This is a genomic window from Streptomyces sp. NPDC093260 (genome assembly GCF_040683715.1).
Classification (GTDB): domain Bacteria; phylum Actinomycetota; class Actinomycetes; order Streptomycetales; family Streptomycetaceae; genus Streptomyces; species Streptomyces sennicomposti.
The window spans coordinates 33,599-55,995 of the sequence record NZ_JBFBEK010000003.1; the positions used below are offsets into that span (position 1 = coordinate 33,599).

The following is a 22,397-nucleotide window of genomic DNA, read 5'->3' on the forward strand; positions in this document are numbered from 1 at the left end:
ACGGCGGGTACGGCTCGGCCGCGTGAAGCGGGGGAGGCCCCGGGGAGTAGGGCCGTGCCGCGCGAGGCGGCGGGCGCCCCGGGGGGCACGGCCCTGCCGCGGGCGCTGGTCCCGGTGGTGTGGCGGGTGCTGCCCTGGCGGGTGCTGGGGGCCGCGGGCGTCCTGGGCGTGGCGATGGCCGCCGGGACCCGGCTGCCCGGGCACGAACCGGACGCGATGACGGGTCTCCTGGTGCTCCGGCTGGCCGCGCTGGTCGGCGGGCTGGCGCTGGCGTTCCTGTTCGACGACCCCGCCCGGCGCACCACCGAGGTGGTCCCGGTGCGGCGGCCCGTACGGGCCGGGCTGCGGCCGGCCCTCGTCGCGCCCCTCGCGGCGGCCTGGTGGACGGCCGTGCTGTTCCTCGTGCCCGCCGCCGCCCGGCCGCCGGCCGGCGCGATCACGCTGGAGGCGGCCGCGGTCGGCGTGAGCGCCGTGGCCCTGGCGGCGGCGTCGGTACGGCTGCGGGGCGAGCCCGATCCCGGCGCGGGCGCGGCGCTCGCGCTGCTCGCGCTGGCCGTGGCCGTCCTGCTGCTGTCGAGCCGCTGGCACCTGCTGGTGCCGCCCGGCGACCCGAACTGGGCCGAGGCGCACCGGTGGTGGGCCGGGCTGCTGGTGGCGGCCGCGCTGCTGTGCGCCGCCTGCCTGCCGGAACCCCTGCACCGCCTCCGCCGCACCTCCCGCACCCGTCGCACACCGGGCCCGGGCGCGCCCTCGCCGCACGGCGCCTGAGGCCCGTCGCGCGGCGCGGCGCCTGAAGCCGGATCCCCGGCGCGGAGTGTGAGGCCCGGTGCGCGGCGGGCGGCACGGCCGAAGCCCGGTGCGCGGTACGGCTGGTACGGCATCCGGCCCGCGAACCGCCTCATGCCGGGGGACGCGCGGCCCGCCGCCTCGGCCGGCGACCGGGCCACCGGGAGCCGCCGTGTCGGGCGCGGCGCCCGAGCCCCGCTCGCGGTACGTTGCCCGGGGCCTGCGGCCGGTCCCACCGGGGCCCGCGTCCCGCCGTGGACTGCGGTCCGCCCCGACCTCCCTGACGACGGGCCCGGGGCCGCCGGGCCCGAGGCGCGTCCAGCACCCGGGCGAACGGGCCCCCGGGGGGCGAAGCCCAGGCCCCCGCAGGGCCCCTCAGGTCTCCGTGCGGTACATCAGGTCCGTCTCGTACGTCGTGAAGCCGAGGCGTTCGTAGACCGCCACCGCCGCCTTGTTGTCGGCGTCGACGTACAGCATCGCGGTCGGCAGGCCCGCCGCGGCGAGGTGGCGCAGGCCGGTGATCGTGAGGGCCTTGCCGAGGCCGCCGCCCTGCGCGCCCGGGCGCACCCCGACGACGTACACCTCGCCGAGCCGCTCCTCCGCGTGGACCTTGGTCCAGTGGAAGCCGACCAGCCGGCCCGCGCGTTCGGCGAGGAAGAAGCCGTCCGGGTCGAACCACGGCTGGGCCTTGCGGTCGTCGAGGTCCCGCTGGGTGAGGGAGCCCTGCTCGGGGTGGTGGGCGAACGCCTCCGCGTTCACCGCGAGCCAGGCGGCGTCATCCTGACCGGGGACGAAGGTCCGTACCGTCACGCCCTCGGGCAGCGTCGGCTCGGGCAGTTCGAAGTCCGTCAACGGCCGCCGCATCTGGCGCAGTTCGCGGAACAGGGTGAGGCCGAGGACCTGCGCGAGGTGCCGGGCGGCGGAGTGCCCGCCGTGCGCCCACACCCGAAGTCGCTTGCCGGAGGCGGCCAGCAGCGCCGAGCCGAGCGCCCGGCCGTGTCCGTGGCCGCGGTGCGCCGGGTGGACGACCAGTTCGGCGGCGGGCGCCTCCACGGGGTCGGTGTCCTCCAGCTGCGCGTAGCCGACGAGTTCGCCGTCGACGCTGAGCAGCAGATGCGACACGCCCTCGCGGGCACCACCGCGCAGTTGCAGCCGGCCCTGTTCGGACACCGCCTGCCGGCCGTCCTCGCGGGCCGCGGCCGCCAGCAGTTCGAGCACGGCGTCGGCCTGTTCCGGGGTCGGCTCGGAGACGGTCTCGAGCCGGCGGGCGATCGGTGCGGTGGCGTCGCTGGTCATGGTCCAGAGGGTACAGAGCGGGGGCCTTCCCCCGGCAGTGGCGGTTCGGCAGGACGCACCACCACCGCCCGAGGGGGAAAGCCCCCGGCTTCCGGCGCCCGGCATGCTCGTGCCCGGGACAGGCCCCGGGCCCCCGGCCTCAGCCCCGGCCCCCGACCTCCGGCCTCAGCCCCGGCCCTCGGCCTCAGCCCCGGCCCCCGACCTCAGCCCCGGCCCCCGGCCTCAACCCCGGCCCCCGACCTCCGGCCTCAGCCCCGGCCCCCGGCTTCCGGCCTCAGCCCCGGCCCTCGGCCTCAGCCCCGGCCCTCGGCCTCAGCCCCGGCCCTCGGCCTCAGCCCCGGCCCCCAGGGCCAGGGCGGCTCGGGCGGCTCAGGCGGTGCCCGGCGTCTCCGGCGGCGGTACGGGCGCCCCCGGCAGCCGTACGGTCGCCACCGTGCCGCCGCCCGGGGCCGGGGCCAGGCCGACCTCGCCGCCGGCCTGGCGCACCGTGCGGGCGACGATGGACAGGCCGAGGCCCGAGCCGGGCAGCGCGCGGGCGCTCGGGGAGCGCCAGAAGCGGTCGAAGACGTGTGGGAGTTCGTCCGCGGCGATGCCGGGACCGTGGTCGCGGACGGTGAGGACGCCGTCGGTGAGCCGTACCTCCACCGTGCTGCCCTCGGGGCTGAACTTCACCGCGTTGTCGAGGATGTTGACGACGGCCCGCTCCATCGCCGCCGGTTCCGCGCGGACGAACCAGGGCTCCACGTCCGCCGTGATGGTCAGCTCGGGGCCGCGCAGCCGGGCCCGGCGCAGCGCCGCCTCCACGGTGTCCTGGAGCGCGATCACCTGGATGCGCTCGCCGCGCTGGCTGTCGGAGCGGGACAGTTCCTGGAGGTCGCCGATGAGCGAGGCCAGTTCGGTCATCTGCGCCTTCACCGAAGCCAGCAGCGCCTTGCGGTCGGCCTCGGGCAGCGGGCGGCCGGTCTCCTCGCTGCGGGTGAGGAGTTCGATGTTGGTGCGCAGGGAGGTGAGCGGGGTGCGCAGTTCGTGCCCGGCGTCGGCGATCAGCTGCTGCTGGAGGTCGCGGGAGGAGGCCAGGGAGGAGGTCATGGAGTTGAAGGAGCGGGACAGGCGGGCGATCTCGTCCTCGCTGTCGTCCTCCACGGGGATGCGGATGGTCAGGTCCTCGGTGCGGGCCACGTGCTCGACGGCCTCGGTGAGCCGGTCCACGGGCCGCAGACCGGCGCGGGCCACCGCGAGGCCGGCCGCGCCGGCGCCGACGACGCCTATCCCGGAGACCAGCAGCAGGATCAGCGCCAGGTCGTTCAGGGTCCGCTGGGTGCTCTCCAGCGGGGTGGCGATGAGGAGGGCGGTGCCGGGGAAGAGGTGCGGCTCGGTGCCGAGGCCCTGGGTGACGATCAGCGGGAGCGTCAGCACCCGTACGGAGGTGCCGTCGCTCGCGGTGCCGTTGCGCAGCACCTGCACCCCGTCGCGGCTGCCGCCGTTGCCGATCTCCTGGATCACCCGGCGGTCGGAGGCGGTCACCTTGACCACGCCCGCGGAGTTGGAGGAGACGCAGGCGGTGCCGTCGGCCCGCACCAGCTGGAGGTAGTAGTTGCCGCGGGTGCGCAGTTCGCTCGGGGAGCCCTGCGGGGTCTGGGCGCAGTCGCTGAGGGCGCCCACCACGTCGGAGTAGTGCTGCGGCTGCTGCGTGGCCTGCCTCAGGTCCTCGTCGACCTGGGCGTACAGCCGCCCGCGGACGATGAACCAGCACGTCACCGACACCACGGCGACGCCGAACGCCACCGCGGCCGCCACCAGCAGCGCCAGCCGGGACCGCATCGGCAGGGCGCGGTAGCGGCGTACGGCGCCCTTCACTCGGCGCCGCCCTGCCTGAGGACGTAGCCGACGCCGCGCACGGTGTGCACCAGACGCGGTTCGCCGCCGGCCTCGGTCTTGCGCCGCAGGTACATCACGTACACGTCGAGGGAGTTGGAGGAGGGCTCGAAGTCGAAGCCCCAGACGGCCTTGAGGATCTGCTCGCGGGTGAGGACCTGGCGCGGGTGGGCCATGAACATCTCCAGGAGCGTGAACTCGGTGCGGGTCAGTTCCACCGGGCGGCCGCCGCGGGTGACCTCGCGGGTGGCCAGGTCCATGCGCAGATCGCCGAAGGCGAGCACGTCGCCCTCGTCGGCGGCGCCCGCCACGGCCGCGGCGTAGGAGCTGCGGCGCAGCAGGGCGCGGATACGGGCGAACAGCTCGTCCAGCTCGAACGGCTTGACCAGGTAGTCGTCGGCCCCGGCGTCCAGGCCGGTGACCCGGTCGCCGACCGTGTCGCGGGCGGTCAGCATCAGGATGGGGGTGGTGTCGCCGGTGCCGCGGATGCGGCGGGCGGCGGTCAGGCCGTCCATGCGGGGCATCTGGATGTCGAGGACGACCAGGTCGGGCCGGTAGGCGGCGGCCTTCTCCAGCGCGTCCGCCCCGTCGACGGCGACCTCGGTGTCGTATCCCTCGAAGGCCAGGCTGCGCTGGAGCGCTTCGCGCACCGCGGGTTCGTCGTCGACGATCAGGATGCGCTGGGGGTCACGGTCGCGGTCGCCGTCGGCGGGGCTCATCGGTGGTCGTTCCTCGGGTCGGGGGGCGGCTGGGGGCGGTCGGTCGGTCCCGGCGGGACGCTCTTCAGGCTCGCATGTTTCCCGGCCGCCCCGTGCCCTTCAAGCCGCCATGGCCGTCAGCCGGCGCAGCGGCACCTTGTGGCGGTGCGGGCGCGCGGGCGGCGTCCGCAGCCCCATCAGCTGGGGCACCTCGGCGGCCTCGGGGATGCGGTGCGCGGCGAGGACGGGGCGTTCGGCGGGGTCGGACTCGGACCCGGTGGGGTCGGGGTCGGCGGGAGCGGCGGGGGCCGGGGCGGCGGCACCCGTCGGGACGGTGGCCGTGGCGGCGGTGGCCGGGCTGGGGGTGCGGCCGGCCGGCAGGCCGTCCGGGAGGCAGTCGGCGAGGCCCTCCACCGGCAGGTTCGCCGGGCTGTGGAGTTCCTTGGCCACGGCCAGGGGGAGGGCGACGCCCGCGGGAACGGTCACACCGACGGTGTCGGCCTTCTCGTGCGCGATCTGCTGGATCATGACGTACTCCTGTTCGCCGTGTGTGGTCCCCCCAGGAGATGGCTCCCTCAGCTCTGGGAGCCCGAGCGCAGCTTGGCCAGGTCGGCCTTGACGGTGTTGATCGGGATGGCGAAGCCGAGGCCCACGCTGCCCGCGCCGGAGGAGTCCGAGCCACTGGCCGACGACGACGAGTACATCGCCGAGTTGATGCCGACGACGGCGCCGTTCATGTCGATCAGCGCGCCGCCGGAGTTGCCCGGGTTGAGGGACGCGTCGGTCTGGATCGCCTGGTAGGTGGTCGTGGAGGAGCCGGTGTCGCCGTTGAACTGCCGGCCGCCGAACTGGAACGGCCACTGGTCGCCGCCCTGCCCCTGCCCCTGGTCCTGGCCCTGGCTCTCGTCGGTGGACACGGTCACGTCCCGGTGCAGCGCGGAGACGATGCCGCTGGTGACGGTGCCGGTCAGGCCCTCCGGGGAGCCGATGGCGACGACCTGGTCGCCGACCGCGACGCCGTCGCTGTCGCCGAGGGCGGCCGCCTTGAGGCCGGAGGCGCCCTCCAGCCTGATCAGGGCGAGGTCCTTGGAGCTGTCGGTGCCGACGACCTGGGCGGTGTAGGTGCGGCCGTCGCTGGTGCGCGCCTTGACCGACGAGGCGCCCGCGACGACGTGGTTGTTGGTGACGACCTCACCACCGCTGCTGATGACGACGCCGGAGCCCGTGGAGGTGCCGTCGGCGAGGGCGGCGGTGATCTCCACGACGCTCGGGCTGACCGCCTTGGCGATCGCGGAGATGCTGCCCCGCTGGCTGGTGGGCACCACGCTGGTACCGGAGGAACTGGCGACGGCCGTGTCCTTGCCGGTCAGCTCCTGGAAGGCGAACGCGGTGCCGCCGCCGACGGCCGCCGCCGCGATCGCCACGGCGGCGAGCAGCGCGAGCGGCCCCTTGGCGCGCTTCCGCGCAGCGGGAGCGGGGGAGGGAGCCGGTGCGGCCGGCGGGAGAGCGGTGCCGCCGCCGTGACCGCCGTGGCCGTACGCGGCCGTCGGCGCGGTGGCCGGGGGCTGCGCCGGAGGGTAGGCCGGCGGGGCCGGCCACTCCGGGTCCACGGGGGTGGAGGCGTGCTGCTGCCGGTACGCGAACGGGTCCTGCCCGTCACCCTGGGGGTGCTCGTACTCGCCGGTGCGGCGGATGCTCTCGGTCATGTCATTGAGAGTGACCCGGGATCATGAGAGCTTCCTGAGGCCCCGCTGAGAAGCCCGACAGAACCTCGTATGCCCGATATAAGGACGGCACGCGGGCCCTGGCCGGCGAGGGCGTGCCCCCACCGCTCAGGGCGTCGCTATGCGCAGCCGCACGACCTCCGTACCACCAGCCGCGACGGGAACACCTTCAGCCGCTCGCGGCGGGAGCCCGCGACGCGCAGGCCGTCGTCCAGGACCAGGTCCACCGCGGAGCGGGCCATCGCGGAGCGGTCGGAGGCGACCGTCGTCAGCGGCGGGTCCGCCAGCGCCGCCTCCTTGATGTCGTCGAACCCGGCCACCGCCAGCTCGCCCGGCACGTCGATGCGCAGCTCGCGCGCGGCCCGCAGCAGGCCGATCGCCTGGTCGTCGGTGGAGCAGAAGATCGCCGGCGGCCGGTGCGGCCCGGCGAGGACCTCCAGGCCCACCCGGTAGGCGTCGTAGCGGTTGTACGGGGCCTCGAACAGCCGGCCCTCGGTCGGCAGGCCGGCCTCGGCCATCGCGCGCCGCCAGCCCTCGACGTGGTCGGAGACCGGGTCGCCCACCGCCGGGGTGTCGGCGGTGCCGCCCATGCAGGCGACGTACTCGTAGCCGTGCTCCAGCAGGTGCCGGACGGCCAGCTGCGCGCCGCCGAGGTCGTCGGTGACGACGGCCACGTCGTCGATCGCCTCGGGCCGCTCGTGCAGCAGCACCACCCGGGCGTCCCAGGCGTCGATCTCCGCGGCGGCCAGGTCGTTGAGCGCGTGCGAGACGAGGATGAGCCCGGAGACGCGCATCCCGAGGAACGCGCGCAGATAGTGGACCTCGCGCTCGCCGACGTAGTCGGAGTTGCCGACGAGAACCATCTTGCCGCGCTCGGCGGCGGCCCACTCGACCGCGTGCGCCATCTCCCCGAAGAAGGGCTGGCGGGCGTCCGGGACGATCAGGCCTATGAGGTCGGTGCGCCGCGAGGCCATCGCCTGCGCCACCCGGTCGGGCCGGTACCCCAGTTCCTTGATCGCGGCGAGAACGCGCTCGCGCGTGGCCGGGGCGACCGGCCGGGGTCCGTTGTTGATGACGTAGCTGACCACGGCGGTGGAAGTCCCCGCCAGTCTCGCCACGTCGTCCCGAGTCACCTTTGCCACGCGCGGAGTCTACGCGGATGGACCCGCCTGCGGGCAGGGCGTGTCACGCCTTGGATGTGCGGCGCAACGCCCTGCCGTACGCCCGTCACGCCTCCGCGGAGACCTCCGTGCGCGCCGCGCCAGCCGGGCCGGCCGCGGACTCGTCCGCCTCGCCCCGGTTCGCGTCGTCCGGCCCGTCCGCGCGGCCCGCCTTCGGCTTGGCCTTGCCCTTCGCCTCGTCCGCCGTCCGGTCGGCCTTCTCGGGGGTGACGAACCGGTAGCCGACGTTGCGGACCGTGCCGATCAGCGACTCGTGCTCGGGGCCGAGCTTGGCGCGCAGCCGCCGTACGTGCACGTCCACGGTGCGGGTGCCGCCGAAGTAGTCGTAGCCCCACACCTCCTGGAGGAGCTGGGCGCGGGTGAAGACGCGGCCCGGGTGCTGCGCGAGGTACTTCAGCAGCTCGAACTCCTTGAAGGTGAGGTCCAGCACCCGGCCCTTGAGCTTGGCGCTGTAGGTCGCCTCGTCCACGGAGAGGTCGCCGTTGCGGATCTCCATGGGGGAGTCGTCGCCGCCGATGTGCTGGCGGCCCATCGCCAGCCGCAGCCGGGCCTCCACCTCGGCGGGGCCGGCCGTGTCCAGCAGGACGTCGTCGATGCCCCAGTCGGCGGTGACGGCCGCGAGGCCGCCCTCCGTCACGACCAGGATCAGCGGACAGCCCGGCCCGGTGGAGCGCAGCAGCTGACACAGGCTGCGCACCTGCGGCAGGTCGCGCCGCCCGTCGATCAGGATCACGTCGGCGCCCGGCGTGTCGACGAGCGCGGGGCCCTCGGCGGGGGCCACGCGTACGTTGTGGAGCAGCAGACCGAGGGCGGGAAGCACCTCCGTCGACGGCTGTAGGGCGTTGGTCAGCAGCAGCAGAGAACTCATCGCGTCCCACCTGCCCGGGTCACGCGTTCTTCGTGCACGGTTCGCTCGTCCATGGCGTTCGGTTCCTCCTCGGGTCCCTGCGAGGACGTCTGCGGCACTCATCGTCGCTTCGTCGTGGTGCGGGTCCCGCGCCCCTGGGACCCGCCGCGGATCCCGGGAATCCCGGAGGAGCCCCAAGAGCCACCGCGCCTCCGGAACGCCCGTACACCTGCGGTTTCCCGCGTCGTATACAACGCTTCCCGAAAGCACAAAAGGACCCGGGGGCTTCGCTGCCCGAGTCCTCTTCCGAGCAGAATAGCCGACATGAGCGGGGATTCGGCAGGTCATGTGGCGCGTTCGACGACGGCACCGGGGCCGGGGGCGGCGCAGCGGACACGTGTCAGGAGGTTTCTGCGCACCGCCGACGGGGTGGCGGTCGACGCCCTCTACGAGCCCGGGGCGGCCGGGCGGGGGGTGGCCGCGGGACATCCAGGCGACCCCTCGGGGACATCTGACGTCGATCACGTGTTCGTGATCGCGCACGGTTTCACGGGTGATCTGGACCGGCCGCACGTACGCCGGGCGGCGTGGGCCTTCGCCCGGCACGGGGCCGTGGTGACCTTCTCCTTCCGCGGGCACGGCGCCTCCGGCGGGCGCTCGACGGTCGGCGACCGGGAGGTGCTGGACCTGGCCGCGGCGGTGGCGTGGGCGCGCGGCTTCGGGCACGCGCGCGTGACGACCGTCGGCTTCTCCATGGGCGGCTCGGTGGTCCTGCGGCACGCGGCGCTGTACGGCCCCGGCGGCGAGCAGGGCCCGGCGGCGGGGGAGGCGGCGGGCGCGGAGCCGGGGACGGGGACGGCGGGGCGCGCGGACGCGGGGACGGCGGGCCGTCCGAAGACGGAGGCGCGAACGGAGGCGGACGCGGCGCGCACGGACGCCGTGATCTCGGTGAGTGCGCCGGCCCGCTGGTACTACCGGGGCACGGCCCCCATGCGCCGCCTGCACTGGCTCGTCATGCGTCCCACCGGCCGCCTGGTCGGCCGCTGGGGCCTGCGCACCCGCATCCACCACCGCGAGTGGGACCCGGTCCCGCTGTCCCCGGTGGCGGCGGCCGCCCGGATCGCGCCCGCGCCGCTGCTGATCGTGCACGGCGACCGGGACGCCTACTTCCCGCTCGACCACCCGCGCATGCTGGCCGCGGCCGCCGGTGACCACGCCGAACTGTGGCTGGAGCCCGGCATGGGCCACGCCGAGAACGCGGCCCCCGACACCCTCCTGGACCGCATGGCGCTCTGGGCGATCGCACAGGCGGGCTAGCCTGGCCCCTGTCCATGGCCGGTTCACCACCGGACGACCGACGACTTTCGAGGAACGGGATGGCAAAGGTCACGGTGCGCTACTGGGCGGCGGCGAAGGCCGCGGCCGGGGTCGCCGAGGAGCCGTTCGAGGCGGAGACGCTCGCCGGGGCGCTCGACGCCGTGCGCGAGCGGCACCCGGGCGAGCTCGCGCGCGTCCTGCTGCGCTGCTCGTTCATCGTCGACGGCGATCCGGTGGGAACGCGCGGGCATGAGACCGTACGGCTGATCGAGGGCGGCACGGTCGAGGTGCTCCCGCCGTTCGCAGGAGGGTGAGCATGACCGACCGGCCGTATGAGACGCCGCAGGAGGGCGCGTATGGGACGGGCCCCTACGAGGGCTACGACCCGTACGCACAGCAGTACCAGCAGCAGTACCCGCAGGGGCAGCAGCACCAGTACCAGCAGCACCCGCAGGGGCAGCACGTGCAGGGGCAGCACCCGCAGGCGCCCGCGCAGCAGTACCCGCAGGACCACTCCCAGCAGTACCCCCAGCCACAGCAGCCGCAGCAGCACTCCCACCAGCATCAGGCGTGGCCCGGGCAGCAGCAGGCGTACGACGATCCGCACGCCGACCTGCAGTACACGCAGGAGTGGCAGGGGCAGACCTGGGAGACCCAGACCTACAGCCGTATCGACGCCACGGCGGAACCGGCGGCCCCCACGGCCTACATGGCCCCGCTGGACCACCCGGACCACCAGACCCCCGCTGCCGCGCCCGCCCCCGCGCAGCCGCAGGCCTCGCAGCCCCAGGCGGCCCGCCCGCAGACCACGGCGGCCCCCGCGGCCCCCACCGACACCTCCGGCGGCTACGGCCCCGCCACCCTCGGTGGCAACGCCCGCGTCACGGACGCGCAGCGGGCCCGGGCCGAGGGCCGTTCGCCGATCATCGAGCCGGGCATGCAGCCCGCCGCGCTCACCGCGCTGCTGGGGCTGCTGCTGGCCGGTGCGGCGCAGGTCGGCACGTACGCGCTGGTGGTCCCGCTGGTGCTGCTCCAGGCCGTGACGGCCGCGGGCTGGTTCCGGCTGAACGGCATGTGGCCGGCCCGGCAGGGCATCGCCCTCGGCTTCGCGGGCGCGCTCGTCTGCGACGCGGCGGTGCTCGGGGCGGGCCGCGAGCACGCGCCCGCGGCGATCCTCGGCACCCTCGGCGTGTGGGTGCTGCTCTCCCTCGTCCTCCAGCTGCGTTCGCACGCCGACCCGGACGAGCGGATGTACGGCCTGATGGCGACCGTCGCGGCGGCGGCGCTGGCGATCATCGCGACCGGGTACCTCGCGGGCGGCGCGGACGCGGTCACGGTCGGCGCGGTCTCGGTCGCCGTGGCGGTCCTGGCCCGCGCCCTGCCGCTGCCGACGGCGGCCTCGGTCGTGGTCGCCCTGCTGGCGGCGGCGGGAGCCGGCATCGCGGTGGGCGGCATGACGGACCTGGGGACGAAGGGCGCGGTGCTCGGCGCGGGCGCGGCGGTGTGCGCGCTGATCGGCCACCGCGCGGCCAGCTACGACTACCCGTCCCGTTTCGTCCACTTCACCGCCGGCGTCGCCCTGCCCCTGACGGCCGCCGCCCCGGTGGTGTGGGTGCTCGGCCGGGCCATCGGGTGACCGCCGGGCCATCGGGTGACCCGGGTGGTTGCCGGGCCATCGGGTGGCCCGGGTGACCGCCGCAGGTCATCGGCGGTGACTGTCACAGGTGATCGACAATTCGCCGGTCCGGTTGACGGCCGGGGCTAGGCTCGCGGCGGGCGGCCGGCCGGTCGCCGGGGACCCAGAGTGGGGGAACACCGGATGCGCGCGCTGCGAGTCCTTCTGATCGTCGTCGTGATCCTGGGAGTGCTGTTCGTCGTGGTCGACCGCGTCGCGGTGTACTTCGCGGAGGACCAGGCGGCGGACAAGCTCAGGACCACGCAGAACCTGGCCGAGACCCCCGACGTGTCCATCAAGGGCTTCCCCTTCCTCACCCAGGTGGCGGGTGGCGAGCTGGACGACGTCGAGGTCGGCATCAAGACCTACGAGGCGGACACCGGCAAGGACGGCCAGAAGATCCGCATCGACGATCTGAAGGCCGACATGCGGGACGTGACGTTCTCCGGCGACTACAGCTCGGCCACCGCTGCCAGCGCCACCGGCACGGCGACCATCTCCTACAGCGAGTTGCTGAAGACGGCCAGGTCGGAGCCGACGCAGCTGCTGCCCGGCGTCACCACGCAGGTGATCGGCCTGTCCGACGGCGGCAACGGCAAGATCAAGGTCGCCCTCAAGGTCTCGGTGCTGCCCCAGCCGGTCTACGTGCTGAGTTCGGTGGCCGTCCACGGCAACAGGATGAAGGTCACGGCCGACGGCCTGCCCAAGTTCGGCGGTCTGAGCCTGGCCGAGGACCGGGTCCGTTCGATCACCGACTTCCAGCAGGCCATCGACCAGCTGCCCGGCGGCATCCAGCTCGACTCGGTGCGGGCGGCGTCGGACGGCGTCGAGATCGCGGTGAAGGGTTCGAACGTCAAGCTGGCCGGGTAGCAGGCCTGGTGTCCGCCGGCCCGGCGCCCGCGCGGACACCGCCGTCCACCGGACGGCAGACCGATGGTCCGACAGGCGAGACGTCCTCGTCCGCACGGCAGATGCGCAGGCCGTCACCGGGGCCCGGCGGCGTCGAGGGCGGCCGCGGCACGCCCTCCCGGAGCAATCCGGTCCCACCATCCGGACGATCCCGTCTCATCATGCGACACGCCGGTGACATGGCCGCCTGTCCCTCCCTACGATCGTCACCATGAAGCGACAGGCGGATCTCACGAAGCGGCGGGCAGTGGACCTGTGCCGCGTTGCCGCCATGCTCTGTCGCTCTTTCTGAGCGGGGGCTCCGCCTCCGCATCCCCGCCGGCCCCGCCGCCCGATCCGGGGCCGTCCGCGCGCCACGCACACCGACGCCGGTCCGTGCCCGCGCGCGCCCCTCGCACTCGCACGCCCCGCCGTAACTGCCCCGGAGGAGACAGAGCATGAGCCGCAGCGACGTACTGGTCGACGCCGACTGGGTCCAGGAGCACCTGGACGACCCGAGCATCGCCATCGTCGAGGTGGACGAGGACACGTCCGCGTACGACAAGAACCACATCAAGAACGCCATCCGCATCGACTGGACGAAGGACCTCCAGGACCCCGTCCGCCGCGACTTCGTCGACCAGGCCGGCTTCGAGAAGCTGCTGTCGGAGAAGGGCATCGCCAACGACCACACCGTGGTCCTGTACGGCGGCAACAACAACTGGTTCGCGTCCTACGCCTACTGGTACTTCAAGCTGTACGGCCACGAGAACGTCAAGCTCCTCGACGGCGGCCGCAAGAAGTGGGAGCTGGACGCCCGCGAGCTGGTCGACGGCACCGACGTCCCCGAGCGCCCGAAGACCGAGTACAAGGCCAAGCCGCAGGACACCTCGATCCGCGCCTTCCGCGACGACGTGGTCAAGGCCATCGGCGTGCAGAACCTGGTCGACGTCCGTTCGCCCGACGAGTTCTCCGGCAAGCTGCTCGCCCCGGCCCACCTGCCGCAGGAGCAGTCGCAGCGCCCGGGCCACGTCCCGTCCGCCGCGAACATCCCGTGGTCGAAGAACGCCAACGACGACGGCACCTTCAAGTCGGACGAGGAGCTGAAGAAGCTCTACGCCGAGGAGAACGTCGACCTGGCCAAGGACACCATCGCCTACTGCCGCATCGGTGAGCGCTCCGCGCTGACCTGGTTCGTGCTGCACGAGCTGCTCGGCGTGCCGAACGTCAAGAACTACGACGGCTCCTGGACCGAGTACGGCTCCCTCGTGGGCGTGCCGATCGAGCTGGGCTCCGGCAAGTAGTCCCCCGACCCGACCGACCCCCAAGACCCCTCAACAGGAGTACGACATGTGCGGAGCGAAGGCCGGCGGCCCCGACGCCTCGACGATCAAGCCCGGTGAGACGACGATCCAGGGCCAGGTGACCCGCGACGGCGAGCCCGTGACGGGGTACGTCCGCCTGCTGGACTCGACCGGCGAGTTCACCGCGGAGGTCCCCACCTCCGCCACCGGCCAGTTCCGGTTCTACGCGGCCGAGGGCACCTGGACCGTCCGGGCACTGGTCCCCGGCGGCACCGCCGACCGCACGGTCGTGGCCCAGAAGGGCGGCCTCGCGGAGGTCGCGATCGCGGTCTGAGACCGCGGTCCGGACCGTGGTCCAAGGCCCCGGTCCACCGCACTGAGCGCGGAAGGGCCGCACCCCTCGGGTTGGACGCCTGGGGTGCGGCCCTTCGGCATGCCCGCCCCGGGGCCGCCGCCCTACTCTGGAGTCATGTACGCACGTCGGCGGCATCAGTACTTCGCCATGATGGGCACCTGCGTCACGCTGTTCGTCCTGGCCTGGGGCGTGGTGCGCATCTGGTCGGTGCCCGCGGCGGTCGGCATGTGCCTGTTCGCCATGGTGATCCCGCCGGTGGCCGCCATCGTCGCCAACCGCCGCGGCCCCGACGACCGCTGGTGGGACGACCCGTCCGGCGACCCGAAGTCCGACGAGTGGTGGGACGAGCTGGACGGAAAGAGACGCCACTGACGCGGGCGCCGGCTCAGTAGACGAGCGCCTGCGTCTCCTCGCCCAGCGCCTCCTGCACGAAGACCTGCGCCCCCGCGATCCGCACGCCCTCCAGCACGTCCTGCTCCGTGATGTCGCGCCGGGCCGCGCACTGCGTGCACAGGGTGATGCGGCCGGCCGCGAGGATCGAGTCGATCAGATCGGGCAGCGGGGCCGCGTGCGGCAGCTCGAACTCGGCGGCGCGGCCGGGCAGCGCGAACCAGGACGACTCCCCGGTCAGCCACAGCGAGACGTCCACGCCGCTGGCCACGGCCACCGCCGCGACCGTGAACGCCTGCGAGCACCGCTCGGGCGCGTCCGCCCCCGCCGTCACCTTGATCACGAGCTTCTTCGCCATGCCGGAAGCGTAGCCGCCGCCACGGCGGCCAGGAGACTGGCGAGGCAGAGGAGGGCGAGCAGGCCGGACCAGAAGGCGCCGTCGCGGCGGTGCCGGCCGCCGCGCCCGCGACCGCGGCGGTGCGGGCGGCCGCGCGTCATCCGTCGTGCTCCTGCCGCCGGTGGCGGCGCAGCAGGACGTTCGCGTCCGTCTCCGCGCTGCCGTCGCCCTCCGCGCGGGCGATGTGCCGTTCCGCGTCCAGCGCCTCGCAGACCGCGCAGCCGCGCACGGGCAGCGGCGGGCGGGTGGGGGCCTCCGGGCCGGCGGCCCCCGCCCGCGCCGCCCGGGTGCGGTCGTTGGCCGCGCGGACGCCCGCGGTGAGGCGCTCCTCGGGCGTCGCGGGCCGCAGCGCCGCCGGGTCGGCCTGCCACTCACGGCCACCGCCGACGGGCCGGAGCAGGGCGTAGGGGCCAGAGCGGTCCCGGTACTCGCCGACCGCGGCGCGGGCCGGGTCGTAGAGGAGTACTCCGGGTTCGAAGGATGCTGCGGACTCCGCCCTCATGATTTCGCTCCATTCATCCAACTTCTATACGGAATGAGACAGTTGCACTACTCTGCGTGGTGTGGGCTGTATCGAGGATGGCCCGGCTACGGGGGCGGCACACCGTTGACGAGCGGTTCTTCGTCGCCCGGGAGTGTTAGTTCCACAAATTCCACAGCGATGGGCGTGGAGGGGACGGAGGGTGCGATGCCGCCGAGGCGGGTGATCACGGGCCGGAGCCAGGAACCGAGGCAGCGGTTCACGGAGGAGTTGCGGTCACTGCGGGCGGCGAAGGGGGATTCGCTGCGCGAGCTGGGCGACAAGGTCGGCTGGGACTGGTCCCTGTTCGGCAAGATGGAGAACGGCCACACGCTGGGAAGCCCTGAGGTGGTTCAGGCACTCGACCAGTACTACGAGACGCCGGGCCTGCTGCTGGCCCTGTGGGAACTGGCGGTGGGCGACCCGTCGCAGTTCAAGGAGCAGTACCGGCGGTACATGCTGCTGGAGGCGGAAGCGGTGAGTCTGTGGCAGTACTCGGTGAGCAGGCCGCCGGGGCTTCTCCAGACTGCCGCTTACGCGCGTGAAGCGCTTGAGGCTGGCGGACTCAGAGGGAAGGAACTGGACCAGCAAGTAGAGGCACGCATTGGGCGGAGAAGCGTAGTCGAGGGCGATGGAGCGCCACCGTTCCGGGTGATCCTCTCCGAGACCGTGCTCCGCAATTCACTGCGTGACCCCTATGAGTGGCGCGAGCAGTTGGAGCACTTGGTGGATGCGTCAGAGCGTCCGAACATCACCCTCCACGTCCTGCCCTTCGGTACAGGCCTGCACGGCATGGACAGCACAGACACCATGTTCCTGCGTTTGTTGGACGGTCGTACCGTGGCCTACGCGGAGAACGACGTACGAGGTGAATTGATCGAAGAAACAAGCAAGGTTGAGCACTTGCACCGCACCTATGATGCCGTACGTGACTCGGTGCTGAACTCGGCGGAGTCGCGGAAACTGATCTTGCGGACGTTGGAGGAACTGCCGTGCGAGCCATCGACCTGACCAGCGTGACATGGCGCAAGAGCAGCTACAGCAACTCGGACGGCGGCAACTGCGTCGAGGTCTCTGACGACCTCCTGAACACCGCCGAGTGGCGCAAGAGCAGCTACAGCAATCAGGACGGCGGGGCCTGCGTCGAGGTCTCCGACGACTTCCTGAACGCCGCCGAGTGGCGTAAGAGCAGCTACAGCAACCAGGACGGCGGCAACTGCCTCGAAGTCGCCGACAACCTCCCCTCCGTCGTCCCCGTCCGGGACAGCAAGGACCCCGCCCGCGGAGCGCTCCTCTTCCCCGCCGGGGTCTGGAACCGGTTCGTGAGCGGGGTGAAGGACGGCGGGCCGCGGGGCTGACCCCGCACGGCGCACCTCGTAGAGAGGGCCGGAGCCCGGCCGACTAAGCTGGGCACCGGCCCTCTGCGTACGCACGTACCGCACCGCGCTCGACAAGGAGCAACCGTGGAGATCTTCTTCGAAACCCTGCTGGTCCTGGTCTGCGTCGGCGTCCTCGCCTTCGCCTACCTGACCGTGAAGAAGCTGTACCAGGGCCAGCGCTGACCCCGAACAGGAACCGCCGCTCATGATCGAGATCCCGTCCGACCTCCACAAGGACCTGGTACCCCTCGCCTTCCTGCTGGGCGACTGGGCCGGTGCCGGTGTGCACGACTTCCCGGGCTCCGAGAAGTGCAACTTCGGCCAGGAAGTCACCTTCTCCCACGACGGCCGGGACTTCCTGGAGTACCACTCCCGTACCTGGGTGCTGGACAACGACGGCAACAAGGTGCGCCCGCTGGAGACCGAGTCCGGCTTCTGGCGGATCGGCCCCGACCGCAAGGTCGAGGTGACGATGACCCGCGACGACGGCGTCATCGAGATCTGGTACGGCGAGATGGCCGACAAGAAGCCGCAGATCGACCTGGTCACCGACGCCGTCGCGCGTACCGCCGACTCCGCCCCCTACACCGGCGGCAAGCGGCTGTACGGCTACGTCAAGAGCGACCTCATGTGGGTCGGCGAGAAGCAGACCCCCGAGGTCGAACTGCGCCCCTACATGTCCGCGCACCTCAAGAAGGTCGTCACCCCCGAGGAGGTCGAGCGCTGGGCCAAGGCCCTCCCGGACGACCTGCCGGACGACGGCATCGCCTTCTTCAAGTAGCCGCTGCCCGGACAGTCGCCGTCCGAGTGGTCGCTCTTCGCGTACCCGCCCTCCGGTGGTCCTAGACTCTGGGGTGTGGTGAGCACCGACTGGAAGAGCGACCTCAGGCAGCGCGGCTACCGGCTGACGCCGCAGCGGCAACTCGTGCTCGAAGCGGTGGACACCCTGGAGCACGCGACCCCCGACGACATCCTGGGCGAGGTGCGCAAGACCGCCTCGGGGGTCAACATCTCCACGGTGTACCGGACCCTGGAGCTGCTGGAGGAACTGGGCCTGGTCAGCCACGCCCACCTCGGCCACGGCGCCCCCACCTACCACCTCGCCGACCGCCACCACCACCTGCACCTGGTCTGCCGGGACTGCGAGAACGTCATCGAGGCCGATGTCGAGGTGGCCGCCGAGTTCACCGCCAAGCTGCGCGAGCAGTTCGGGTTCGACACCGACATGAAGCACTTCGCGATCTTCGGCCGGTGCGAGGACTGCACGCTGAAGAGTTCAACTACCACGTCGTAGGCTGGCCGTATGAAGAGCCCCCTGCTGTCGCTGCCCGGCGCCGTCGCCGCCGAGGGCGTGGACGAAGGCGTCGCCGCCCACTACGGCGACCTGTTCCGCGAGCAGCGCGCCCTCGCGGACGGCACCGGCTTCGTCGACCTGTCCCACCGAGGCGTCGTCACCGTCTCCGGCGAGGACCGGCTGAGCTGGCTGCACCTGCTGCTCACCCAGCACGTCAGCGAGCTGCCCGCCGGCCGGGCCACCGAGGCGCTGATCCTTTCCGCGCACGGCCACATCGAACACGCGCTCTACCTCGTGGACGACGGCGAGACGGTCTGGGCGCACGTGGAACCCGGCACCCAGGAGACGCTGATCGCCTACCTGGAGTCCATGAAGTTCTTCTACCGGGTCGAGGTCGCCGACCGCACCGCCGACTTCGCCGTCGTGCACCTGCCGGCCGGCTCCATCGCCGAGGTCCCCGACGGCGTCGTCGTCCGGGAGACCGCGCACGGCCGCGACCTGTTCCTGCCCCGGGCCGACCTGGAGGCGTACGCCGAGAAGGCCGGACCGCCCGCCGGGCTCCTCGCCCACGAGGCCCTGCGCGTCGAGCAGCACCGCCCCCGCCTCGGTTTCGAGACCGACCACCGCACCATCCCGCACGAGCTGGGCTGGATCGGCACCGCCGTGCACCTCCAGAAGGGCTGCTACCGCGGCCAGGAGACCGTCGCCCGGGTGCAGAACCTCGGCAAGCCGCCGCGCCGCCTGGTCTTCCTGCACCTGGACGGCAGCGACGTGCACCTGCCGCCGCACGGCACGGAGATCCGCCTCGCCGACGAGGGTCCCGACGGCCGCAGGATCGGCGTCGTCACGACCTCGGTCCGGCACTACGAGCTGGGCCCGGTCGCCCTCGCCGTGATCAAGCGCAACGTCCCGGTGGACGCCCGGCTCACGGCCGGCGACACGGCGGCGGCCCAGGAGACCGTCGTGGAGCCGTAGGACTCACACGTGCGTACGGCCGGCGCCTCTCTTCGCGAGGCGCCGGCCGTACGGCGCTCACAACTCCAGCAGCACGGTGAACGGGCCGTCGTTCGTCAGCGACACCCGCATCTGCGCGCCGAACCGGCCCGTCGCCACCGTCGCGCCGAGTGCCCGCAGCCGCGCGACCACCTCCTCGACGAGCGGCTCGGCGACCTCGCCGGGCGCCGCCGCGTTCCAGGTGGGGCGGCGGCCCTTGCGGGCGTCGCCGTACAGCGTGAACTGGCTGATCACCAGCAGCGGGGCGTCGACGTCGCTGCACGAGCGCTCCTCGCTCAGCATCCGGATCGACCACAGCTTGCGGGCGAGCTGCGCCGCCTTCTCCTTGGTGTCCTCGTGGGTGACCCCGACCAGGACGCACAGCCCCTCGCCCTCGATCGCCCCCACCGTCTCGCCGTCCACGACGACGCTCGCGCCGTCCACCCTCTGCACCACTGCACGCATGCCGACCATGATGCCGCGCGACCGGACGCGCTCCCCCGGCGGGCCGGTGCGTCCATATCGTGCTTCTTTCTGATCCGTAACCCCCCATCTGGGGGTGATCGGGCGCACTCGTTCACATACGGGCCGCTTGGGGTGGCACGATGCTTCCGTACGCGCCGGTCGAGGGGACGGTTGAGGCTCATGAGCACATCGAGTACCGAGCAGCAGGCGCAGCCCGGAGCGCTTTCGCCGCTCCACGCGGCGGTCGCGGAGGCCCACCGGCCGCCGGTGCAGCGCACCGACAGCCCGCCGCTGCCGTCCGAACCGACGGTCGCCGGATCGGCCCCGCTCGCGGAGGCGGCACCGGCCGCGGACCCGCTGCCGGCCGCCGACGCCGCCGAGCCCGACCTCACCGCCGCCAGCCTGCCCGAGCTGCGCGCCCTGCGCCGGCGGGCGCAGCGCGACGAGGCCGACCTCAGCTATGTACGGCGGCTGCTCCAGGGCCGGATCGACATCCTGCGCGCGGAACTGGCCCGGCGCGGCGCGCAGGCCGGTAAGAGCGCCGCTCCCGCCTCCGGGACCGGCGGCGGGAGCGGGACCGGGGACGGGCCGGAGGGCGCGCCCGGGTCCGGGGCGGCCGGGGCGGGGCTCACCTCCGTCGTGCACGCCGGGCAGGGTCCCGTCGTGGACCGGCTCGCGGAGATCCTGAAGGACGCGCCCGCCCGGCAGCGCTCCTCCGCCCGGCACGTCACCCTCGGCACCCCGCAGAGCGAGGAGGTGCGGCGGCTGGCCGCGGAGATGCTCGGCGAGGTCGAGCTGTCCGACCTGGACGCCCGCACCGATCTGGAACTCCGCGCGGCCATGGGCCGGTTGGTGCGGTACGAGCAGCAGGTGTCCCGCCGCAGGCAGCGGCTCCAGCGCACGGCGGACGAGTGCAGCGCGGAGATCGCCCGCCGCTACCGCGACGGCGAGGCCCAGGTGGACGACCTGCTGACCTGAACCGGCGGCAGCCGCCGCCCGGCCACGACGGCACGCGAAGGTACGGGCGGTGCGGCCCCCGGAAAACCCCGCGACACCCCCGCCCGCCTCCGCCTAGCGTCGGGGCCATGACTGGCGCCCACCCCCGCATCGACGTACGACCCATCACCGAGACCGAGATCCCCGACTGGATCCGCGCGCTGAACACCGGCTTCCTGCGGTCCCCGGCCGTCGCCGAGACCGAGATCGCCGACCGCTCGTCCTACCTGGTGCCCGCGCGCACCCTCGGCGCGTTCGACGACGGCCGCTGTGTGGCGACGTTCCGCTCCTTCGCGCAGCAGCTGACCGTCGTCGGGGGCGCGACCGTCCCCACCGCCGCCGTCACCAGCGTCACCGTCACCGCCACCCACCGCCGCCGCGGCCTGCTGACCCGGATGATGGGCCAGGACCTGGCTGCGGCGAAGGAGCGCGGCGACGTCGCCGCCACCCTGATCGCCGCCGAGTACCCGATCTACGGCCGCTTCGGCTTCGGCCCCGCCACCTGGGCCGCCCAGTGGACGGTGGACCTGACCCGGGCCGGTCTCGACGCGCGCCGGCCGGCCCCCGAGGACGGCGGCCGGATCGACCTCGTGGACGGTGACGACGTGCGCAAGCTCGGTCCCGAGCTGTTCGAGCGGCTGCGCCGCCTCCAGCCCGGCGCGGTCGACAGGAGCGACCGGTGGTGGCAGATCAGCACCGGTGCGGTGCGCCTGGACCGGCAGCAGTGGACCGAACCCTTCTACGCCGTCCACCGCGCGGCGGACGGCACGGTCGACGGCCTGGTGACGTACGCGTGCGACGACACCTGGGGCGACGCCAAGCAGCCGTTGAACACGGCCACGGTGCGGGACCTGATCGCGGTGACCCCGGCCGCCGAGCGCGCCCTGTGGCGGTACGTGTGCTCGATCGACTGGGTGGTGCGGGTCAAGAGCGGCTGGCGGGCCCCCGACGACATGCTCCCGCTGCTCCTGCCGGACCCGCGCGCGGCGCAGATCACCACGCAGGCGGACTGGCTGTGGGTGCGCATCCTCGACGTCGCCCGGGCCTTGGAGGCGCGTACCTACGACGCGGAGGGCGCGCTGGTGCTGGAGGTCGTGGACGGGGCCGGGCTGGCCGGCGGGCGCTGGCGGCTGGAGGCCTCGACGGCCGGGGCGTCCTGCACGCCGACGACCGCGAGCGCCGATCTGACGCTGGACGTGCGCGAGGTGGCGCCGCTGTGGCTCGGCGACGAGTCGGCGGTGCGGCTCGTGGCGCTCGGCCGGGTGCGGGAAGAACGAGCGGGCGCCGCCCGTGTGGCCGACGCCCTGCTGCGTACGTCCAGGCGGCCGTGGTGCCCGGACATCTTCTGATCGCTCCTTCCTGCCTCCGGCGGTGACAGGGATGACGAATCCGTAGCGTGCTGCCGCAGCGGTGGTGCCGGTACGGCGAGTGGTGCTGTTCTGTTGTGGCGGTGCGTGGTGACGGTCTTCGGTTGTGGCTGTGCCCGCTGTTCGGTTGTCGGTGTTCGGTTGTGGCTGTGCGGGTCGTGCCGGTGCGGACCGGGTTCCCGGCTCCCCTCCAGGAGAGGAACCTGGTCCTGCGGCGTCTCGTCTGTCACCCTGGTGGCCAACCGACGAAGGTCTGAACCATGTCGTCCAAGTTGGCTACCAACTTCCTTCTTTCTTATCTCCACTTGGGCGGGCCGCATAACCACCTTGCGGTGAACTTCCTCAGGATGGCGGGAAGTTGCTCCCTGCTTCCCGCCGGCCTGCCCGCTTCCCCGGTGAACCGCCCCGCGGGCCGTGACCCGGGGGCCGGAACCGGCCAAGGTCACCGCACCGACCCGGCGAACAGGGTCAGCAGCACCACCGCCCCGGCGAAACCCACGGCCGGGTTGCGGGCCTTGACGCCGACGGAGAGCAGCAGCAGTCCGACGAAGCCCCACGTGCCGTACTTCCACTGGACGATCTGTTCGAGGCCGGCGGCGGAGAGGGCGGACAGGAGAGCGGGAGCGAGCACGGTTTTCCCCCTTCGGATG

General features: G+C 73.3%; 27 protein-coding genes. 16 read left to right on the forward strand and 11 right to left on the reverse strand.

Annotated features, from left to right (window positions below):
* Positions 1-126 precede the first annotated feature (126 nt).
* Positions 127-768: an ABC transporter gene (locus AB0N63_RS04365; RefSeq protein WP_365524737.1), complete on the forward strand. Its 642-nt coding sequence runs from the start codon at positions 127-129 to the stop codon at positions 766-768.
* Between the two features lie 393 nt (positions 769-1,161).
* On the opposite strand, the gene mshD is transcribed toward AB0N63_RS04365, so the two are convergent.
* The 7 genes from mshD to AB0N63_RS04400 form a co-directional block, all read right to left on the reverse strand.
* Positions 1,162-2,082, reverse strand: a complete 921-nt coding sequence (mshD, locus tag AB0N63_RS04370) for a mycothiol synthase (RefSeq protein ID WP_365523902.1) — start codon at positions 2,080-2,082, stop codon at positions 1,162-1,164.
* A gap of 369 nt (positions 2,083-2,451) precedes the next feature.
* The gene (locus AB0N63_RS04375) at positions 2,452-3,939 is read right to left on the reverse strand and encodes a HAMP domain-containing sensor histidine kinase (RefSeq protein ID WP_365523905.1); all 1,488 of its coding nucleotides are present in this window, start codon (positions 3,937-3,939) and stop codon (positions 2,452-2,454) included.
* Positions 3,936-4,676 carry a response regulator transcription factor gene (locus AB0N63_RS04380; RefSeq protein WP_365523908.1) on the reverse strand — a complete coding sequence of 247 codons (741 nt, stop codon included), beginning with the start codon at positions 4,674-4,676 and terminating at the stop codon, positions 3,936-3,938. The genes AB0N63_RS04375 and AB0N63_RS04380 overlap by 4 nt, the downstream gene beginning before the upstream one ends.
* A 99-nt stretch (positions 4,677-4,775) precedes the next feature.
* On the reverse strand, positions 4,776-5,183 hold the full coding sequence (locus tag AB0N63_RS04385) for a hypothetical protein (protein WP_365523911.1): 408 nt from the start codon (positions 5,181-5,183) through the stop codon (positions 4,776-4,778).
* Between the two features lie 47 nt (positions 5,184-5,230).
* Positions 5,231-6,361 (reverse strand): trypsin-like peptidase domain-containing protein, encoded by a 1,131-nt coding sequence (locus tag AB0N63_RS04390; protein ID WP_365523914.1) that lies wholly within the window; start codon positions 6,359-6,361, stop codon positions 5,231-5,233.
* A 137-nt stretch (positions 6,362-6,498) separates the two neighbouring features.
* Positions 6,499-7,521, reverse strand: coding sequence for a LacI family DNA-binding transcriptional regulator (locus AB0N63_RS04395; protein ID WP_365523917.1), 1,023 nt, complete (start codon positions 7,519-7,521; stop codon positions 6,499-6,501).
* Between the two features lie 85 nt (positions 7,522-7,606).
* Positions 7,607-8,428: a response regulator transcription factor gene (locus tag AB0N63_RS04400; protein ID WP_365523919.1), complete on the reverse strand. Its 822-nt coding sequence runs from the start codon at positions 8,426-8,428 to the stop codon at positions 7,607-7,609.
* A gap of 303 nt (positions 8,429-8,731) precedes the next feature.
* Between AB0N63_RS04400 and AB0N63_RS04405 the strand changes: the two genes are divergently transcribed.
* The 8 genes from AB0N63_RS04405 to AB0N63_RS04440 all read left to right on the forward strand — a co-directional run bounded on the left by AB0N63_RS04405 (position 8,732) and on the right by AB0N63_RS04440 (position 14,318).
* Positions 8,732-9,724 carry an alpha/beta fold hydrolase gene (locus AB0N63_RS04405; RefSeq protein WP_365523922.1) on the forward strand — a complete coding sequence of 331 codons (993 nt, stop codon included), beginning with the start codon at positions 8,732-8,734 and terminating at the stop codon, positions 9,722-9,724.
* A gap of 59 nt (positions 9,725-9,783) precedes the next feature.
* Positions 9,784-10,038, forward strand: a complete 255-nt coding sequence (locus AB0N63_RS04410; protein WP_365523925.1) for a MoaD/ThiS family protein — start codon at positions 9,784-9,786, stop codon at positions 10,036-10,038.
* Between the two features lie 2 nt (positions 10,039-10,040).
* Positions 10,041-11,360 (forward strand): hypothetical protein, encoded by a 1,320-nt coding sequence (locus tag AB0N63_RS04415; protein WP_365523928.1) that lies wholly within the window; start codon positions 10,041-10,043, stop codon positions 11,358-11,360.
* Positions 11,361-11,543: 183 nt separating this feature from the next.
* Entirely contained in the window at positions 11,544-12,269 is a 726-nt protein-coding gene (locus AB0N63_RS04420) for a DUF2993 domain-containing protein (RefSeq protein ID WP_365523931.1), read from the forward strand.
* A gap of 250 nt (positions 12,270-12,519) precedes the next feature.
* Positions 12,520-12,600 (forward strand): putative leader peptide, encoded by an 81-nt coding sequence (locus AB0N63_RS04425; protein WP_351515640.1) that lies wholly within the window; start codon positions 12,520-12,522, stop codon positions 12,598-12,600.
* A 145-nt stretch (positions 12,601-12,745) separates the two neighbouring features.
* Entirely contained in the window at positions 12,746-13,591 is an 846-nt protein-coding gene (locus tag AB0N63_RS04430) for a sulfurtransferase (protein ID WP_009189359.1), read from the forward strand.
* A gap of 46 nt (positions 13,592-13,637) precedes the next feature.
* Positions 13,638-13,925: a DUF1416 domain-containing protein gene (locus tag AB0N63_RS04435; protein ID WP_009189358.1), complete on the forward strand. Its 288-nt coding sequence runs from the start codon at positions 13,638-13,640 to the stop codon at positions 13,923-13,925.
* Positions 13,926-14,060: 135 nt separating this feature from the next.
* Positions 14,061-14,318: a DUF3099 domain-containing protein gene (locus AB0N63_RS04440; protein ID WP_365523934.1), complete on the forward strand. Its 258-nt coding sequence runs from the start codon at positions 14,061-14,063 to the stop codon at positions 14,316-14,318.
* A 13-nt stretch (positions 14,319-14,331) separates the two neighbouring features.
* Here AB0N63_RS04440 and AB0N63_RS04445 read toward each other — a convergent pair whose 3' ends face one another.
* Positions 14,332-14,694: a DsrE family protein gene (locus AB0N63_RS04445; RefSeq protein WP_365523937.1), complete on the reverse strand. Its 363-nt coding sequence runs from the start codon at positions 14,692-14,694 to the stop codon at positions 14,332-14,334.
* Between the two features lie 136 nt (positions 14,695-14,830).
* Complete coding sequence (locus AB0N63_RS04450; RefSeq protein ID WP_365523940.1) at positions 14,831-15,235, reverse strand: hypothetical protein; 405 nt, start codon at positions 15,233-15,235, stop codon at positions 14,831-14,833.
* Between the two features lie 186 nt (positions 15,236-15,421).
* Between AB0N63_RS04450 and AB0N63_RS04455 the strand changes: the two genes are divergently transcribed.
* From AB0N63_RS04455 to AB0N63_RS04475, 5 genes are all read left to right on the forward strand, one after another.
* Positions 15,422-16,264, forward strand: coding sequence for a helix-turn-helix transcriptional regulator (locus AB0N63_RS04455; protein WP_365523943.1), 843 nt, complete (start codon positions 15,422-15,424; stop codon positions 16,262-16,264).
* Complete coding sequence (locus tag AB0N63_RS04460; protein ID WP_365523946.1) at positions 16,246-16,611, forward strand: DUF397 domain-containing protein; 366 nt, start codon at positions 16,246-16,248, stop codon at positions 16,609-16,611. The genes AB0N63_RS04455 and AB0N63_RS04460 overlap by 19 nt, the downstream gene beginning before the upstream one ends.
* 226 nt (positions 16,612-16,837) lie before the next feature.
* The gene (locus AB0N63_RS04465; RefSeq protein ID WP_365523949.1) at positions 16,838-17,413 is read left to right on the forward strand and encodes an FABP family protein; all 576 of its coding nucleotides are present in this window, start codon (positions 16,838-16,840) and stop codon (positions 17,411-17,413) included.
* Between the two features lie 75 nt (positions 17,414-17,488).
* Entirely contained in the window at positions 17,489-17,926 is a 438-nt protein-coding gene (locus AB0N63_RS04470) for a transcriptional repressor (RefSeq protein WP_009189351.1), read from the forward strand.
* Between the two features lie 9 nt (positions 17,927-17,935).
* Entirely contained in the window at positions 17,936-18,901 is a 966-nt protein-coding gene (locus AB0N63_RS04475; protein WP_365523952.1) for a folate-binding protein, read from the forward strand.
* Between the two features lie 57 nt (positions 18,902-18,958).
* Here AB0N63_RS04475 and dtd read toward each other — a convergent pair whose 3' ends face one another.
* Entirely contained in the window at positions 18,959-19,384 is a 426-nt protein-coding gene (dtd, locus tag AB0N63_RS04480) for a D-aminoacyl-tRNA deacylase (RefSeq protein ID WP_365523955.1), read from the reverse strand.
* Positions 19,385-19,564: 180 nt separating this feature from the next.
* Between dtd and AB0N63_RS04485 the strand changes: the two genes are divergently transcribed.
* Both AB0N63_RS04485 and AB0N63_RS04490 read left to right on the forward strand, forming a co-directional pair.
* The gene (locus AB0N63_RS04485; protein WP_365523958.1) at positions 19,565-20,362 is read left to right on the forward strand and encodes an ABC transporter permease; all 798 of its coding nucleotides are present in this window, start codon (positions 19,565-19,567) and stop codon (positions 20,360-20,362) included.
* Positions 20,363-20,469: 107 nt separating this feature from the next.
* Positions 20,470-21,729 carry a GNAT family N-acetyltransferase gene (locus AB0N63_RS04490; protein ID WP_365523961.1) on the forward strand — a complete coding sequence of 420 codons (1,260 nt, stop codon included), beginning with the start codon at positions 20,470-20,472 and terminating at the stop codon, positions 21,727-21,729.
* 460 nt (positions 21,730-22,189) lie between these two features.
* Here the strand turns inward: AB0N63_RS04490 and AB0N63_RS04495 are convergent, their stop codons facing one another.
* Positions 22,190-22,378: a hypothetical protein gene (locus AB0N63_RS04495; RefSeq protein ID WP_164391339.1), complete on the reverse strand. Its 189-nt coding sequence runs from the start codon at positions 22,376-22,378 to the stop codon at positions 22,190-22,192.
* Positions 22,379-22,397: the final 19 nt, after the last annotated feature.

What these genes read in the sequence shown, in the direction of transcription:
- AB0N63_RS04455 (WP_365523943.1), top strand. Translation starts at nt 15,422, where the DNA reads ATGCCGCCGAGGCGGGTGATCACGGGCCGGAGCCAGGAACCGAGGCAG.
- dtd (WP_365523955.1), bottom strand. Translation starts at nt 19,384, where the DNA reads ATGCGTGCAGTGGTGCAGAGGGTGGACGGCGCGAGCGTCGTCGTGGAC.
- AB0N63_RS04400 (WP_365523919.1), bottom strand. Translation starts at nt 8,428, where the DNA reads ATGAGTTCTCTGCTGCTGCTGACCAACGCCCTACAGCCGTCGACGGAG.
- AB0N63_RS04450 (WP_365523940.1), bottom strand. Translation starts at nt 15,235, where the DNA reads ATGAGGGCGGAGTCCGCAGCATCCTTCGAACCCGGAGTACTCCTCTAC.
- AB0N63_RS04405 (WP_365523922.1), top strand. Translation starts at nt 8,732, where the DNA reads ATGAGCGGGGATTCGGCAGGTCATGTGGCGCGTTCGACGACGGCACCG.
- AB0N63_RS04475 (WP_365523952.1), top strand. Translation starts at nt 17,936, where the DNA reads ATGAAGAGCCCCCTGCTGTCGCTGCCCGGCGCCGTCGCCGCCGAGGGC.
- AB0N63_RS04465 (WP_365523949.1), top strand. Translation starts at nt 16,838, where the DNA reads ATGATCGAGATCCCGTCCGACCTCCACAAGGACCTGGTACCCCTCGCC.
- AB0N63_RS04385 (WP_365523911.1), bottom strand. Translation starts at nt 5,183, where the DNA reads ATGATCCAGCAGATCGCGCACGAGAAGGCCGACACCGTCGGTGTGACC.
- AB0N63_RS04485 (WP_365523958.1), top strand. Translation starts at nt 19,565, where the DNA reads ATGAGCACATCGAGTACCGAGCAGCAGGCGCAGCCCGGAGCGCTTTCG.
- AB0N63_RS04445 (WP_365523937.1), bottom strand. Translation starts at nt 14,694, where the DNA reads ATGGCGAAGAAGCTCGTGATCAAGGTGACGGCGGGGGCGGACGCGCCC.
- AB0N63_RS04380 (WP_365523908.1), bottom strand. Translation starts at nt 4,676, where the DNA reads ATGAGCCCCGCCGACGGCGACCGCGACCGTGACCCCCAGCGCATCCTG.
- AB0N63_RS04390 (WP_365523914.1), bottom strand. Translation starts at nt 6,361, where the DNA reads ATGACCGAGAGCATCCGCCGCACCGGCGAGTACGAGCACCCCCAGGGT.
- AB0N63_RS04435 (WP_009189358.1), top strand. Translation starts at nt 13,638, where the DNA reads ATGTGCGGAGCGAAGGCCGGCGGCCCCGACGCCTCGACGATCAAGCCC.
- AB0N63_RS04420 (WP_365523931.1), top strand. Translation starts at nt 11,544, where the DNA reads ATGCGCGCGCTGCGAGTCCTTCTGATCGTCGTCGTGATCCTGGGAGTG.
- AB0N63_RS04430 (WP_009189359.1), top strand. Translation starts at nt 12,746, where the DNA reads ATGAGCCGCAGCGACGTACTGGTCGACGCCGACTGGGTCCAGGAGCAC.
- mshD (WP_365523902.1), bottom strand. Translation starts at nt 2,082, where the DNA reads ATGACCAGCGACGCCACCGCACCGATCGCCCGCCGGCTCGAGACCGTC.
- AB0N63_RS04410 (WP_365523925.1), top strand. Translation starts at nt 9,784, where the DNA reads ATGGCAAAGGTCACGGTGCGCTACTGGGCGGCGGCGAAGGCCGCGGCC.
- AB0N63_RS04490 (WP_365523961.1), top strand. Translation starts at nt 20,470, where the DNA reads ATGACTGGCGCCCACCCCCGCATCGACGTACGACCCATCACCGAGACC.
- AB0N63_RS04440 (WP_365523934.1), top strand. Translation starts at nt 14,061, where the DNA reads ATGTACGCACGTCGGCGGCATCAGTACTTCGCCATGATGGGCACCTGC.
- AB0N63_RS04415 (WP_365523928.1), top strand. Translation starts at nt 10,041, where the DNA reads ATGACCGACCGGCCGTATGAGACGCCGCAGGAGGGCGCGTATGGGACG.
- AB0N63_RS04425 (WP_351515640.1), top strand. Translation starts at nt 12,520, where the DNA reads ATGAAGCGACAGGCGGATCTCACGAAGCGGCGGGCAGTGGACCTGTGC.